Here is a 15,630-nt window from a genome sequence, read left to right on the forward strand (position 1 = left end):
GTCGCCCGAATTTTCGTCGACACCTTCAGGCGGCTGCTTCTGGCCCAGAGTGTGTAAAAACTACAACTACGCTCAAAGCCCTGTATCAAATTTTTATTTCGTTGTACGTTGAAGCCGCGGACGGCTTTGAACTGAATAATGCCCGTCCCCGGCCACAACACTCGCAAAGGAATGAACATGATCGATGGTTCCGCCGTTTTGACAGTCTTTTTGGTTTACGTGGCCGGCGTCGTTATTCCAGGGCCAAATTTCGTTGCAGTAGTCCACAAAGCGGTAGCTGCTACGCGGTCAGAAGCTTTGGCCTTGGTAGCAGGCATCGTATTGGTCAATTTGTTCTGGGCCACCTGTGCAATCGCAGGTATCGGCGTTGTATTTGCTGCGTTCCCTTGGGCGGCGCTGGTCGTAAAAGTTCTGGGGGCTGCCTATCTGATGTGGTTTGGATTCCGACTGCTGCTCAAGGCCGGGAAGAGCGCGCCTGCCCCCTGCAATAATGCTGTCGTCGAAAACTTTCGGCAGTCATTCATTCAGGGGGTCGTTACGAACATTGGCAACCCTAAATCCATGGCCTTCTATGCCGCTATTTTTTCAGCGGCAGCCCCCACCCACGTTTCACCAAGCACGTTTTTGTCGATGCTGGCAGTCGTAGTGGTGGTTTCGATGACCTGGTATGGGGTGGTCGCAATAGCTCTTTCTCAACCTGAGATCGCTTCAGCGTATCGAAGGAGGAAAAAAGCTATTGATCGATTATGCGGTGGTTTGATTTTGTCTCTAGGGATCCGGCAGCTGGTTCAATAAGTCTACGATTGAGTAATCTATCCAGCCCGAAAACCTTGCTATGATTTCTGAGGATTTCATCGCAAGGATCGCCCATGAAGCGCTTTATTCAAGGTGACCATCGAGGCTAAGGCACCTTACTCCCGAGCGTCTCGACGACTACGTCAGCGATACCAACCCGGTGCGCGTAGTCGACGTCTTTGTCGATGAACTCGATCTGGTCAATCTGTGTTTTGAAGGTGCCGTCCCTGCCGATACTGTCCGGCCTGCTTACCATCCCTCGGTCTTGCTGAAGGTCTACATCTAAGGTTATCTCAACCGCATCCAGTCGAGCCGACGTTTGGAGCGAGAAGCCCAACGCAACGTCGAGCTGATGTGGCTGAGCGCGCGTTTGATGCCGATTTCAAGACCATTGCCAACTTCCGAAAAGATAACAGCAAGGCCATCCGAGACGTTTGTCACCAGTTCGTCGTGCTCTGTCAGCAGTTGGGATTGTTTGGAGAGGTCTTGTTGCCATCGATGACAGTAAATTCAAGGCTGTCAACAATCGCGACCGCAATTTCACCAGCGCCAAACTGAAGCGGCGAATGGAGGAAATTGAATCGAGTATCAATCGGTATCTGACTGCGCTCGACGAAGCCGATCAGCAAGAACCCTCAACCGCTCAGTCCAAGGCTACTCATCTGCAAGAGAAAATCGACAAGCTCAAAGCTCAGATGAAAGAGTTACAGGTCATTGAAATTCACCGCCTATGTACCCAAGCCGATGACCTCTGGAGCCAAGGCTGACGGGCGTTTCAATAGCGATGCGTTCATCTATGACGCGCAAAAAACGAATACATTTGCCCGGCTGGAGAGGCGCTGATCTGGCGCTATACCAACGTTGAAAAAGGCCTGACGTTGCACCGTTACTGGAGTTCGAATGCCGGGGCTGCGCCATGAAACCGCAGTGCACACCAATCACGGAGCGGTGAGTTCGGCGCTGGGACCATGAAGCCGTGTTGGAGGAAATGCAGACCCGGCTGAACAATGCGCCGGAGATGTGGATGGGCGCGACACACTTCCTGACCAGAAAGCTTAACGGGGTGAGTGCAGAGGAATGTGCTCGCCTACAATCTGAAAAGGTTTATGAAAATCATTGGCACCACTGGCTTGATGAAAGCGTTAACGGCGTGAAAACCGATCTTTTTATCCCATCCAAAAGAATTTTAAGAGGCTGCTGAGCCGTTTTAACTGTTCCTGGAAACGTCGTGACCTTGATCAGTTTGCGAAACGTGAGCACGGTCTCCTGGCGTCGATATAGAAACCCAGTCTGACGTTTTTACACGCTCTCGAGCAGCCGCTCTCGCCCGATTGCATCCTCGGCGGGCCCAAGCTCTGCAAGGTGCGGATACTCACCACTGATGGAGACCATGACCGGGGTTGAACCCCATTACGTGCTACAGAATCGCTGGCAAAAGCGAAGTCTCCTCATACATCAAGGTTTGCGGCAATGAAGGGGACAGATTTATTTACTGGAAATACTGCCCACTTTTTTATGAGTTTCGCCACCCCTTGGCTTGGCGCGGTTGAACCGCCGACGCTGGGAACACCCGCTGTGCCTGTAAGTCTACCTGTAACCAATCATTGGTAAGGTACAGCGCAATGGATAAGACAATTACCGTCGATCAACTGGCGACCACTGACCTCAGATCAATCAACGAGATATGGCTCGGCGGGACTCATACCCAGCTATGCCTCTGGCGTGGCGCACAAGTCTTCACCCACGAAATGCTCAGCGAAGGCACCCACGATCAGAATGTCCAACGCCTGTGCCTGCAGTTGGTCAACCCTGACGATCAGGCCGCAGTGGCCAGCGTTGAGCGGATCGCGCGCGAACGACTGACAAAAATGGGCAAGGAAGGCGAGTTTTATCCGGCTGAGGAAGTGGACACCCATCAATAGTCGCTCTGCAGCGGTGATAAAAAGAGGAATATCGGCCAGTCATGAAGGTCCTCAGTACGTCACTTGAGGATCTGGCGCTACACATCTTGGCGATATCCTCATTGGGCCATTCGATCGGAGGCGAGAAGCTCCGCAAGAAAATCGATGAACACATTGATGCGGCTGGAGCCGCGGTGATTGGGCAAATACAGCGCATTGATGCAGCTGCTCGCGCTGCCCGGATTGACTTCGTAACGCTCCAGCAACCGTGTCAGTCGACCTGCGGCGACGTCATCGCGCACCAGCCAGTCGGCCAGCAGAGCCACCCCGCCGCCCGCGATTGCGGCCTCGCGCAAGATGTCGGCGTTGTTGCTTTGCAACCGGCCATGCACGTTGAGCTGAAGGGGTTGCTCGTCGCCCTGAAACGTCCAGTGGTGATGCGATCCACCGTAATCGAAGCGCAGGCACTGGTGCCCCAGCAAGTCATTAGGATGACTCAGCGCCGCGTGACGGCCCAGGTAATCCGGGCTGGCGACGACCCAGCGCTCGAAGGCCCCTACCCGTTTGCTGACGATGTCCTCGCTGACCACCGACGAGCCGAGGCGCACGGACACATCGATCTGCTCGCTCAACAGGTCACCGACCTGATCGCTCAATGACACGCTGATTTCCAGTCCCGGATGACGGTCGAGCAGCCGGCCCAGATGTGGCGCGATGATTCGCCGGCCAAACTCGACGGGGACACTGATCCGCAGGCGCCCTTGCGCCTCGCTGCCACGGTCGGCGACCACGGCATCGGCTTCATCGATGGCCTCCAGAATAGCCACGGCTTTTTCAAAATAGGCTTGCCCGGCGACGGTCACGCTGGTGTTGCGGGTCGTGCGGTTAAGGAGGCTGGCGCCCAGCTCGCTCTCCAGGCCCGCCACCTGGCGTGTCACCGAAGAGGTGGAGATGCCGAGTTTGCGCGCCGCAGAGGAATAACCGCCGCAACGCACGGTTTCAACAAACATCTTCAACGCCAGCAATTTGTCCATCAGCGAAGTCCAGTCGAAAGGGAACGGAGCTGATTGTGCATGACCGTTCGCCCGCCGTCTTGCAGGACTGTGCTTCGCCGCGCTCCTCGATGCCTGTTGGTCAGACATCTGCCTTGCGACTCATGAATATCACCAGGGCCAAGGCAGGCAGCAACGCAATCGCCACCGTAGAGAGGTTCCAGCCGAAATGCTCATAGAGCGGGCTCGCCACCAGCGATCCCAAGGCACCGCCGACGAAGATGCTGGTCATGTACACGGCATTCAATCGAGCCCGGCTGTGCGGGTCGATGGAGTACACCTCGCGCTGGCCCAGCACCATGTTCAGCTGCACGGCGAAATCCAGCAGCACCGCGCACACGACAAGCCAGATGTAGCCACTGCCGGGCAGCGCAGCAATCAACAAGGCGACCGGAGCCAACAGCAGCGCAACGAGTGTCCCGCGACGGCCATGACCTGCATCGGCCAAGCGTCCGGCAATGGGCGCGGCCACGGCACCGACGGCGCCTACCAGCGCAAAGATCGCGATCTGCACCTGGCTGAAACCGTGGTGGCGCATCAGCTCGATGGGCGCCAGGGTCCAGAACAGGCTGAAGCTGGCGAACAACAACCCCTGGTACAACGAACGTTGGCGCAGGACCGAATGGCGCCGGGCCAGCGCAAACACCGAGCCGATCAATGCGGCATAAGTCGCCCGATGCGTCGGTACGCGACGCGGCAGCGCAATGGCGGTGATCAGGGCGATAACAGCCATCAGCGCCGCCGCACTGAAGAACACACCGCGCCAGCCGAACACGCCCACCAGCAGGCTCGACAGCGGGCGCGACAGCAGAATGCCGAGCAACAGGCCGCTCATGATGTTACCCACCACGCGGCCTCGTGTTGCCTCCGGCGCCAGGTGTGCCGCCAGGGGCACCAGGATCTGCACCGCTACCGATGTGAGGCCGATCAGCAGCGACAAGACGAGGAATATCGACGGCGAGTGCGTCAGCCCGGCACACAACAGGGTAACGCCCGACGCGAGGGTGAGGCCCACCACCAGGCGCCGGTTCTCCGCAAGGTCAGCCAATGGCACCAGCAGCAATAAACCCAAGGCGTAGCCGAATTGCGTCAGCGACACGATCAGGCTCGCATTGGTGCTGGACAGGCCAATTTGCGGCGCGATCAATTCGACAATCGGCTGAGCGTAATAAAGATTGGCCACGACCGCGCCGCAGCAGAACGCCAGGAACGCGACCATCAGGCCGGAAAGTGAAGCGGGTTGTTCGGCCTTGGCCGTCGCGGCGGGATTGCCCATGAACATGGTGACACCTCGGTAAGTTTGGGGAAGTGATCGTCAAGCTAAGGGCAGCGGTCTGCCCGGAGAATACATTGATCGGGCAATGAAGTGATGCGCGACACGCAACGCCAGCGGTGTTGCGGTTGGCGCAACAGGCTTTTGCGTGATCCGCTGATACTCCGGCGCATGGGGCTTCTCTACCCTTGGGCACTCGGCGCAGGACTCTCCATCGGCGCCCTTTTCCGGTTGCTCAAGGAGCCGTCAATGACCTCGAATCCATCCTCAATGTCCAGCGCGCGTCCCTCAGGCTTGGGATGCCCATGATCGGCATTTCCATGAGGTCCAGACCGTTTTGGGTCGGCGCTGCGGTCCTGGCTTCGATAGGTGCGATCGCTGCCACCCTGCTGATGTGGCGTCCGGCGATTGCGCCCGTCGAGCGGCCGCGAACCTTCGATTCGGTGCAGTTGCAACGCGGCGCGCGAGTCGTCGAAGCGGGCGACTGCGCGGTATGCCACACGAGACCCGGCGGCCCGCACCTGGCGGGGGGACTGCCGCTGGTGACGCCGTTTGGCACACTCTACAGCACGAACATCACACCCGATCCGCAGACTGGCATTGGCCAGTGGTCGCTGCCGGCGTTCGAGCGGGCGATGCGTGAAGGGATCGCCCGCGATGGGCACTTCCTGTATCCGGCCTTCCCGTACGTGCATTACCGGCGCATGACGGCAGGCGATATAGAAGACGCCTATGCGTACTTGATGAGTGGCCCGGCCGTGCACGCTCCAGCCCGGCAAAACCGCATGAGCTTCCCGATGAACCTCCGGCCGCTGGTGGCGTTCTGGAATTTACTGTTCCTGCACGGCGAGCCACTGCCCCCCGTGGCGCAGCAATCCGATGCATGGAATCGCGGGCGCTACCTGGTCGAAGGCCCTGGCCACTGCGCAGGCTGTCATTCTCCGCTGAACCTGATCGGCGCCGAGAAGTCCGGCGCAAGCCTGGCCGGCGGTACCGTGGATGGTTGGGAAGCGCCTTCGCTGCTGGGCATGGATCGTCGTGCAAATGCCTGGCGCTACGATCAGTTGGTGAACTACCTGCGAGCAGAAGTGGTGGACGGCCATGGAACTGCCGCCGGCCCGATGCGCCCGGTCAGTCTCAGCCTGGCGCGCTTGCCAGTCGGCGACGTACAGGCGATTGCCGAGTACCTGCTGAGCTTGCCCGCCAGAACTCTCATCACCGAGGTCCCAGCCGCAGATGCTAATGCCGGGGCCTCCGATCAGACCACTGGCGCCCTGCTGTTCGCCAGCGCCTGTGCCGGCTGCCATGGGCCAGCCGCACCGATGCGTGAAATCGACGAGCGTCCTTCGCTGGACCGTACGTCATCGTTGCAAGCCCCGAACCCGCGCAATTTCCTGAAAACCGTGTTCGAAGGTGTCCCGGCAACGCCGGGCATGCCGGGACCGATCATGCCGCCGTTTGCCGCCAGCCTCGACAACGATCAACTCATCGCACTCGCTTCGTACCTGCGCCAACAAGCCAGACCCGACCAACCCTGGACAGACCTTTCTTCAACCCTTGAAGCGATACGTCAGGAGACGAAATGACCCAAATCACGCTTAACGTCAACGGCTCGGCCCGGACATTGGACCTCGAACCGGACATGCCGTTGCTCTACGCGCTGCGTAATCATCTGGGGCTCAACGGCGCCAAGTACGGGTGTGGTCTGGGGCAATGCGGCGCCTGCACGGTCATCGTCGATGACAAGCCTGTATTTTCCTGCGTGACACCCTGCGCCGGACTTGAAGGCAAGCGGGTTCGAACGGTGGAAAGTCTCGGTACCGCCGAACAACCCGGTCCTTTGCAAAAGGCCTTTATCGAGAAACAGGCGGCCCAGTGCGGCTACTGCATCGCCGGTATGTTGATGCGCGCGCAGTCACTGCTGGAGAGCAACCCGCAGCCGGATGAACAGACCATTCGTGAGTACATGGCCGGCAACCTGTGTCGATGCGGCACCCACTTGCGAATCATCGACGCGATCAGCCTTGTCGCCAGGCAAAACGGGAGCGCGTCATGACAGTGGTCAACGAGGTCAATCACAGCCGTCGCGCATTCTTGCGTGGGGGCGCCTTGCTGATGGCGTTTACCCTGGTACCGGTGCCGCGACGTGCGTGGGCGGACACCGAAGTCGACACGCTTGGCACGGTGGTATTGGCACCGGATCTGCCCGGCAGCCTGCGCACCAATCCCTATCTTGATGCCTGGATCCGCGTCGGTCATGAAGGCATCACCGTCTATACCGGCAAGGTCGAATTGGGCACCGGGGTCAAGACTGCCTTGCTGCAAATTGCCGCTGAACGCCTGGAGGTTTCTCCATCAGCGATCAACCTGCTCACCGCCGACACGGCGCTGACGCCCAACGAAGGTTACACCGCTGGCAGCCACAGTATTTTCGACAGCGGGACCGCGCTGTTCAACGCAGCGGCACAAGTGCGTGAACTGCTGCTGGAGTCGGCCGGGCGTCGTTGGGAGGTTGCACCGGCACTGTTGACGACCCGGGAGGGCATCATTCACGGTCCCAACGGACAACGAATGGCCTATGCCGACGCCATCAAAAACGTCGATCTGCACCGCTATGCACAGTCCGATTCGCCAGCAGCGGCCGCGACCGCGTTCAGGCTGATCGGCCATTCGCTGCAACGGCTGGATATTCCGGCAAAAGTCAGCGGTGGCGCCGCGTTTGTCCAGGACATCCGTCTGCCGGGCATGCTGCACGCTCGGGTGATTCGTCCACCCCGCCCCGGCTGCACGCTGCGGGCCTTTGATGCGGCGTCGGTCGAAGCGCTCTGCGGAGTTGTGCAGGTGATTCGCGACAGCAACTATCTTGCGGTGGTCGCGCGGGATGAATGGCAAGCAATCAAAGCGATGCGCAGCGGATACGAAACAGCGCGCTGGAGCGGTGGCCAGGCTATACCCGAATCCGCGGACATCCATGCATTGCTCAAACGCCTCCCTTCACGCCCCTACCCGATCAGCCATGAACGCACTGCCCAGGGTCCGACCGACAACAGCTATCAGGCACGCGTGACCAAGCAATACCTGATGCATGGCTCCATTGGTCCGTCCTGCGCCGTGGCCTGGTTCAAGGACGACACCCTCACCGTCTGGACCCACACCCAGGGCGTGTATCCCCTGCGGGCCGGGATCGCCGAAATGGTGCAGCTCCCCCCCGAGCGCGTTCGCTGTATCCACACCGAAGGGTCCGGTTGTTATGGCCATAACGGCGCGGACGATGCGGCAGCCGACGCGGCGTTGATTGCCATGCGCATACCCGGCACACCGGTCCGGGTCCAATGGATGCGCGAGCAGGAAAATCTCTGGGAGCCCTACAGCTCGGCGATGGTCACCGAAGTCAAAGCCAACCTGGACGCCCAAGGTCGGTTGCAGGACTGGAACTATGAACTGTGGACGACGCCGCACAACGAACGCATCGTCAACGCCGGCCGGTTGCTGCCGGCGCGATTGCTGGCTCGACCGTTCGCCTCCGCACCTTCGGTGCCCATCGCTCAACCTGAAGGCGATGGCGATCGCAACGCCGTGCCGCTCTACACGCTGGCTTCTACCCGCATCAACATGAACTTTGTCACGCAGATGCCCTTTCGCACCTCGGCCATGCGTTCACTGGGTGCGCACATCAACATTTTTGCGATCGAAGCGTGCATGGATGAGCTTGCGTCCAGGGCCAGGGTCGACCCGATAGCCTTGCGCCTGGCTCATCTGGAAGATCCCCGGGCGCGGGCCGTGGTGGAGCGGGTTCGCGACGCCATTGGCTGGCAGCAAAAAAGCAATGAGCCTGGCGCAGGCATCGGCTTCGCCTTTGCCCGGTACAAAAACATCATGGGCTACTGCGCTATCGCGGTACGACTTCAGGTACATCCGCTGACCGGTGAAATACAGATCGAGCATGTGGTCACGGCGGTGGACGTCGGACAGATCGTCAATCCCGATGGCCTGCGCAATCAGGTGGAGGGCGGAATCGTCCAGTCCACCAGTTGGACACTGTATGAACAGGTTGCCTATGACGCCGGGGGTATACGCAGCTACGACTGGAGTGGTTACCCGATCCTGCGCTTCTCGCAGGTGCCAAGGAAGGTCGATGTCCATCTACTCGACCAACCGGGACAACCGTTTCTCGGCGCCGCCGAAATCGTCCAGGGTCCCATGGCCGCCGCCATCGGCAACGCCGTGGCGAACGCCACCGGCCGACGCTGGTTGAACCTGCCCCTGACCCGCTCGGAGCAGCCGTCCTGACCTGCATTGCGTTGCGCTTCACGCAACGCAGTGTTGGGCTTTCTTCGGATTATCAAGCGCCCTCCCGCCGATTAACTTGAGCCATCCGGTGCCTGACCCAACGTCCGCCGCCGCCCTGCTTTCTGTACCACTATCGGAGAACACCTCATGCCGCAGCACCTGTTCCAACCCATCGCATTGGGCCCCTACACACTCCCTCACCGCGTGGCGATGGCGCCTTTGACACGCTCTCGCGCCGGGCAACCGGGCGACGTGCCAACGGCCATGAACGCCGAGTATTACCGCCAGCGTGCGAGCGCCGCGTTGATCATTACCGAAGCGACGCAAATTTCCCGGCAAGGCCAAGGCTATGCCTGGACACCGGGCATCTACAACGCTGAACAGGTGCAAGCCTGGCGTGCAGTCAGCACCCAGGTGCATGAGAGCGGCGGCCTGATCTTCATGCAGCTCTGGCATGTCGGCCGCGTGTCCCACCCGAGCTTTCAGCCTGACAACGCGCGCCCGGTTGCCCCGAGCGCGTTACCCGTGCCGGGCAAGACGTTCATCGTCGACGCGGATGGCAACGGTGTCTGGAGCGATGTACCGGTGCCACGTGCACTGCAGGCTCCAGAGATCACCGACATCATCGACGACTACCGCCGGGCCGCGCGCAATGCACTGGACGCTGGAATGGACGGCGTGGAAATTCATGCGGGCAATGGTTACCTGCTGGACCAGTTCATCAACAGTAACAGTAACCAGCGCGAGGATGCTTACGGTGGAAGCCTGGAAAACCGTGCACGGCTGTTATTGGAAGTGGTCGCCGCCGTAGTCGACGAAGTGGGCGCAGAGCGCGTAGGCGTACGCTTGACGCCGATGGGGCGGTTCATGGGCATGGGCGATGAGACACCGCAGGCGACGTTCGGCTACATCGTGCGCTCGTTGAACCAATGGACGCTGGCCTATCTGCACCTCGTCGAGCCCGCCGTGGTTGGCACCGTCAAGGACGAGCTCTTCGATCCACGCTGGGATGAAATCATCGGTCAATTACGTGCGGCATGGGACGGCGTGTTGATGATCGCCGGTGGCTACGATCCCGAGACGGCGGAACAGGCCTTGATCGACGGCCGGGCGGACATCATTGCGTTCGGCAGAGCGTTCCTGGCAAACCCGGATCTGCCCCGGCGAATTCGCGACGGGTTACCGCTCAATACACCAGACCCGAGCACCTTCTTCGGTGGCGATCAGCGTGGCTACGTGGATTATCCGACTCATTCCTGAGCTGGGCTTAACGCAGTTGACCGGTCCGAAAGGCGGCCGGCGCGGATTGTTTGGGATTATCACTCCACATAACGCAGCCAAAGATGAGTCCGACCCGAGACCGCCTGAGCGACTGCAAAAATGCGTGCTTGTAGTTTTTCAACGCCCGTGTTGTAGAGCGCGCAAAAGTCTTTCGCAACAAGATTGGCCAGAGATAGGTCAGGCGGCTCAGCACGAATGAAGCCGATGTAAGAGGCACCTACGCCCATTAGCTCATAGCCATGCGCTTCTGAAAAATGACGCGCAACCGCAAAGTTTTTCGCAGGATCCAAATCGGAAGTGAAATAGCCGTTGGGAAAAGCAGCGAGCGCCTGGTAAGACTCCTGAACGGGTACCAAAAGCGCTGACATGGGCTGGTCGATTATCGATACAGGTTTTTCCTGATAACCAATCCACTCCTGCAGGGCCTGCTCATCAAGCGTCAAACCATGAGCACAAGCATCTTCGAAAGATGTAGCTGCTACCAGGTTCGTGAAATTGCGAAGGCAGATTGCGAACTCCGCTTTCGTGGTCGGATAACCTACATATTCACCGTTCTCAAAACATTCTTGAGGCAGCCCCGCGATGTCCTCCTCGGTGGCGTCATCCATTCCTAAATGACTGCGAGCATGGCCCGACGTGTATCGAGCCTGGTGCAGATCATCGAGCGAGAACAAAAGTTTAAAGCCTGGGTGCGACTCTGCAATCTTACGACGAGCTTCGGTCAGATCGTCAAAGCTGGTAATCCCGCTCACACCGTACTCATCGCATGTACCTACAGACGGGTTCCCACGCATGCCATTACCGCGGAATTCGATATCCATAACGCGTGCCTTGCTCCATTGAATTGAGGGCGTAATCCTAAGGCTCCAAGACCATCATAGAAAGATCCGCTTCCAAGCTACAACAGGACCAGTAGCATGCAACACACACTGCATGTGGCCGTTGCCAATCCCCGCCGCAACTGGCGTAGAGATACCAAAGCTGAACACTCATAGAACAACCTCAGCCCTCTCGCGCATCGGGCAACCGCAAACGATCTATTTCGTCAAAGAGGTTACAAAAGACGTCCACCAGGGAGGGATCGAACTGGGTACCGGCTTGATCGGTGATGTAACGCCTCGAACGCTCGACGTCCCAAGCCTGTTTGTAGGCTCGGGGCATTCTTATGGCGTCATACACATCGCATATCGACACAATCCTTGCCGATAACGGAATCTCCTTACCTCGCAATCCCTTGGGATAACCGGTGCCGTCCCAACGTTCGTGATGCGCCAGGGCAATTTCCGCAGCCAAATCGGTCAAAGGGGAACCGTCCGGGTCATGCAGGATTTCATAACCGATACGGGCATGCTCCTGCATGATCTCTCTTTCCTGCGGTGTCAACGCTCCAGGTTTTTGCAGAATCGCATCGGCAATGCCGATTTTCCCGATATCGTGCATCGGGGCTGCCATCTTCATGAGGTCGCACCATTGGGAGGGCATGCCGATTGTCTTGGCCAACAACGCAGCGGACTCGCCAATACGAACAATGTGATGCCCCGTGTCATCGTCGCGATAGCTGGCTGCTCGACTCAAGCTGCTGCTGATCGCCTTGTAGCTGGAAGCCAGTTGGGCCGTACGTAGCTCGACTTTGCGCTCGAGCTCGACATTGACGTCGCGCAACTGCTTCGCCGCCTGCGCCAACTCCAGGCAATTACGTACCCTGAGCAGCACTTCAGGCAGGTCAATGGGTTTGGAGATGAAGTCGTTGGCCCCCTTCTCCAGCCCTTTTCGTCTGCTCTGCTGGTCATTCAACGCCGTTACGATGATGACCGGTGATTCAGTGCGGTCTCGTTTATTGAGCCGATCAAGGATCTCGAAACCATCGGGCGCGGGCATACCCAGGTCCAGCAACACCAGGTCCCAGGCGTTCGAAAGCAGCCAATCCAGTCCTTGGACTGAGTCGCTGAAGGTCGTGATGTTGCGCAGGCCCACGGCTCGCAAGCATGAATCCAGAAGCCGGAGATTGGTGGGCACATCGTCGATTATGACAATCCTGCTTTCAGCATTTACTTTGGCAAACATGCATCTGCCCTCTTCGTGGCGAGCGTCAATACCAGTTGGCGAATACTCTGCCTCTCCAAGGGAGAAGCCACGACGGCCTGACATTCCAGTTGGCTAATCGAAGCGTGATCGACGGCCGCACGAACCACGATGATCGACAGGGCAGTCTCTGCGATCCTCGTGCGTAGACCGCAGAAAAACGTGTCCAGCACAGGCACACGGTCCGTGGTGGCGACGATCAATACGCTGATTGCCGTGGCATCCAGCACAACGCTGGCGTCGGGCAACGTGTTGACCCATTGCAACTCGAAATCACCGGCCAATGCCTCCCGGACCACCTCATCATCCTTGAGGTCGCTGCTGACCAACAGCACGCGTGGCAAGCCAATCGCCGACACTGTGGGATCGCCCCCGGGGGCTGGAAAAGCCGACGAGCACATGTCGATCCAGAAAGTCGACCCCACCTCGACGTGGCTTTCAAGGCCCATGCTGCCGTGCATCAGCAGTGCCAGGTCCCGGCACAGCGCCAAGCCAATGCCCGTGCCCTGGATGGAAGAGTTCTCTTTACCCAAACGCTGGAAGGGCCTGAACAGCTCGGCCTGCAACGCCGGGGGAATGCCCATGCCGGTATCCGTCACATAAAGACGCAACCGGGCTCCCCCCTCGACAACCATGGCCCCCAGGGTGATGTCACCACCGGGCCGGTTGTACTTGATTGCATTGGATAACAGATTGATCAGGACCTGCTTGAGACGGCGTTTATCCGCCCAGACATACCATGTATCCACAGGAGCATGGGTGCGCAGGGTCTGGCCATGCGCAGCGACCTGCTGCTGGACCATGTCAGCGCAGTTGGATAACAGACTCGCCACGTGCACCGGCTTGAGATCCAGCAGTGGCCTCTCAGCCTGCAGACTGGAGAGTTCGAGCAGATCGTCAACCAACTGCATGAGGTGCTCGCTGGCCTCGATGATTTCCTGCAGGTTGGCCGTTTGCTGCGATGCCTCGTCAGGCGGCTGCATGAGCCCCAGTTGGGCAAATCCGTAGATTGCATTCAACGGCGTACGCAACTCATGGCTCATGCTGGAGATGAACTTGGACTTGGCCGTACTGGCGGCCTCTGCCTCCAGGGTTTTCTCCCGCAGATCCAGCTGGGTCTGCTTGAGCGTCGTAATGTCGACACACGCCACCACCACGACGCTGGGATCCTCAAGCCGCGAGGGTTCCAGCATGCGGCCCCGGCAAAGGATCCAGATCAACTGGCCATGCACGTCCCGGATCCGGAACTCCGCTTCCGACGCCACGCTGGCAGTGCCCCTGGCCTCCTCCAGAAACCGCATGAAGACCTGCCTGTCTTCCATGGGAATGTTCTCCAGCAGCGTCGCCATCGGCACTTCATTGGCGACAAAGCCGAAACGCTGGCACAGGGCGCCCTTGAGAATAAAACGCTGCCGCTGGGGGTAATACTCCCAAAGCCCTTCGGCAAAACTCTCCATGACCAACTCGAGACGCTGCTGTGTGGAACTGCGAACGAATTCGGCCTGGGCCAACTGCCTGCCCATTCCCAGTGCCTGGTTGGACATTGACCAGAGTTCGGTGATGTCGGAGGGACTTGCCGCCGGTTGCCAGTTACCCCGGCCGATTTCTCGCATCATTCGTGAGACCCCCTGCACCGGCGCGCTCAATTGGCGACTGAGGTCCCGTGTTCGCCACCACATGAAGGCAAAGAACAAGGCGTAGAACAGGACCAGCCCCGCGATCAACAGATAACCCACTTCGCGGTAATGACTGGCGAGCAGATTGGTTTCCTGCATGACCGCTGCTTCGTCCACCACCGCCAGCAAGAACCAGCCAGTGGAGGGGATCTCATTCCAGGCGACCAGATGAGGCCGTCCATTCAACCTCAAGGCAACAATGCCCCGCGGATGGTCCGGTAAGTTGTGATTGAGACTGGCGAGGTCCGGATGACGGGTGAGATTCAAATCCGGGGACTGCAAACGCTCGCGATCAACAGGCTCTGCGGCGGGCTGATTCTCGCCCCCTAGGGAAAAATCACGTTGACCCGCCTTGGGTACCGCCATGACATCGAGCTTGTTATTGACCAGCATCAGGTAGCCATCCCAGGGCATCTGCAACTGCTCTAATCGCTTCAAGATGCCGTCGACCGTGACATCAACTCCGGCGACACCCTCGAGAAAGTCTCCCTTATAGACCGGCGCAATGGCAGACATCATCCACCCCTGGCCCGCGGGGTCCAGGTAGACGTCCGTCCAGACTATTTTTTTATCAGGATTGTGCTGTGCATCGGCCAGGTAGTAGAAGTTGTATTGGGTGATGTCCATATCGTGGGGATACTGTTCGAGCGTATTGAACCAGGGATAAATCCGGTTATAGCTGTCCCAACTGTTGAAATAGATGCTGGCAATCAAAGGATCCCCATCCTTCAACTGTTTCATCATGAAATCCTGGTTCGCCAGGAGAGATAGCTTGTAGAGATCCTGCTTTTCCGGCGCCGTGATATTCGAATAAAACGAAGCGGACGCGCCATCGTTTGCTGCGCTGTAACGGACACCGTCGGCACTTAATGAAAGCGATGCCGCCGCCAGATGCTGGTTTTCGGTGAATTCATGCTCAGTGGACTTGGCATAAAGGTCGATCGCCTTGTGGATCTGCTCCAACTGGCCTTGCACCAACAATGCATTCTGCTGAACCGATGCCTGGATGTCTCGTGTTGCACTTTGATGCAGGTGCTCGATCTGAGAGCTTCGAATGGAATGGTTCATGATGAAATAAGTGGTGATCAGCACCCCTTCCACCAAGATGAGTGGCAACAGGCTGGTACTGGCGAACGCCCGCCAGATCCATCTGCGCAGACTGACCCTCTGTTTTGAAGCAGCTTGCATAAGCACGCTCATTCCGTTGGCGGCACCGCTGACATCACGGCGATATCATTGTGATCGCATCCCTGGTATCTGTCCAACGGGACTCTTTTCCT

At 58.7% G+C, this 15,630-nt stretch carries 11 protein-coding genes and 1 pseudogene; 7 read left to right on the top strand and 5 right to left on the bottom strand.

Going from position 1 to position 15,630, the window contains the following annotated elements; translation table 11 throughout:
* The first annotated feature begins 177 nt into the window (after positions 1-177).
* The 3 genes and pseudogenes from BM321_RS10940 to BM321_RS10950 all read left to right on the top strand — a co-directional run bounded on the left by BM321_RS10940 (position 178) and on the right by BM321_RS10950 (position 2,717).
* On the top strand, positions 178-795 hold the full coding sequence (locus tag BM321_RS10940) for a LysE family translocator (RefSeq protein ID WP_092442518.1): 618 nt from the start codon (positions 178-180) through the stop codon (positions 793-795).
* A 74-nt stretch (positions 796-869) separates the two neighbouring features.
* Positions 870-1,949 (top strand): annotated as a pseudogene (locus BM321_RS10945) (transposase).
* 468 nt (positions 1,950-2,417) lie between these two features.
* Entirely contained in the window at positions 2,418-2,717 is a 300-nt protein-coding gene (locus BM321_RS10950; RefSeq protein WP_092325934.1) for a hypothetical protein, read from the top strand.
* Between the two features lie 98 nt (positions 2,718-2,815).
* On the opposite strand, the gene BM321_RS10955 is transcribed toward BM321_RS10950, so the two are convergent.
* Entirely contained in the window at positions 2,816-3,730 is a 915-nt protein-coding gene (locus BM321_RS10955) for a LysR family transcriptional regulator (RefSeq protein WP_092442519.1), read from the bottom strand.
* Between the two features lie 100 nt (positions 3,731-3,830).
* Complete coding sequence (locus BM321_RS10960) at positions 3,831-5,030, bottom strand: MFS transporter (RefSeq protein ID WP_092442520.1); 1,200 nt, start codon at positions 5,028-5,030, stop codon at positions 3,831-3,833.
* Between the two features lie 311 nt (positions 5,031-5,341).
* Here BM321_RS10960 and BM321_RS10965 point away from each other — a divergent pair, with 311 nt between their 5' ends.
* From BM321_RS10965 to BM321_RS10980, 4 genes are all read left to right on the top strand, one after another.
* Complete coding sequence (locus tag BM321_RS10965) at positions 5,342-6,607, top strand: c-type cytochrome (RefSeq protein ID WP_092442554.1); 1,266 nt, start codon at positions 5,342-5,344, stop codon at positions 6,605-6,607.
* Positions 6,604-7,077 (top strand): (2Fe-2S)-binding protein, encoded by a 474-nt coding sequence (locus BM321_RS10970; RefSeq protein ID WP_092442521.1) that lies wholly within the window; start codon positions 6,604-6,606, stop codon positions 7,075-7,077. The genes BM321_RS10965 and BM321_RS10970 overlap by 4 nt, the downstream gene beginning before the upstream one ends.
* A complete protein-coding gene (locus tag BM321_RS10975) occupies positions 7,074-9,311 on the top strand; it encodes a xanthine dehydrogenase family protein molybdopterin-binding subunit (protein WP_092442522.1) in 2,238 nt (745 codons plus the stop codon). The genes BM321_RS10970 and BM321_RS10975 overlap by 4 nt, the downstream gene beginning before the upstream one ends.
* Before the next feature lie 147 nt (positions 9,312-9,458).
* Positions 9,459-10,571, top strand: a complete 1,113-nt coding sequence (locus BM321_RS10980) for an alkene reductase (protein ID WP_092442523.1) — start codon at positions 9,459-9,461, stop codon at positions 10,569-10,571.
* 59 nt (positions 10,572-10,630) lie between these two features.
* On the opposite strand, the gene BM321_RS10985 is transcribed toward BM321_RS10980, so the two are convergent.
* The 3 genes from BM321_RS10985 to BM321_RS10995 all read right to left on the bottom strand — a co-directional run bounded on the left by BM321_RS10985 (position 10,631) and on the right by BM321_RS10995 (position 15,538).
* The gene (locus tag BM321_RS10985; RefSeq protein WP_256573414.1) at positions 10,631-11,413 is read right to left on the bottom strand and encodes a DUF4253 domain-containing protein; all 783 of its coding nucleotides are present in this window, start codon (positions 11,411-11,413) and stop codon (positions 10,631-10,633) included.
* A 181-nt stretch (positions 11,414-11,594) separates the two neighbouring features.
* The gene (locus tag BM321_RS10990; RefSeq protein ID WP_092442524.1) at positions 11,595-12,656 is read right to left on the bottom strand and encodes an HD-GYP domain-containing protein; all 1,062 of its coding nucleotides are present in this window, start codon (positions 12,654-12,656) and stop codon (positions 11,595-11,597) included.
* Positions 12,641-15,538, bottom strand: a complete 2,898-nt coding sequence (locus BM321_RS10995; protein ID WP_092442525.1) for a sensor histidine kinase — start codon at positions 15,536-15,538, stop codon at positions 12,641-12,643. Before BM321_RS10995 ends, BM321_RS10990 begins: the two co-directional genes overlap by 16 nt.
* Positions 15,539-15,630: the final 92 nt, after the last annotated feature.

The organism is Pseudomonas sp. NFIX10 (assembly GCF_900111955.1).
GTDB lineage: Bacteria > Pseudomonadota > Gammaproteobacteria > Pseudomonadales > Pseudomonadaceae > Aquipseudomonas > Aquipseudomonas fluorescens_AA.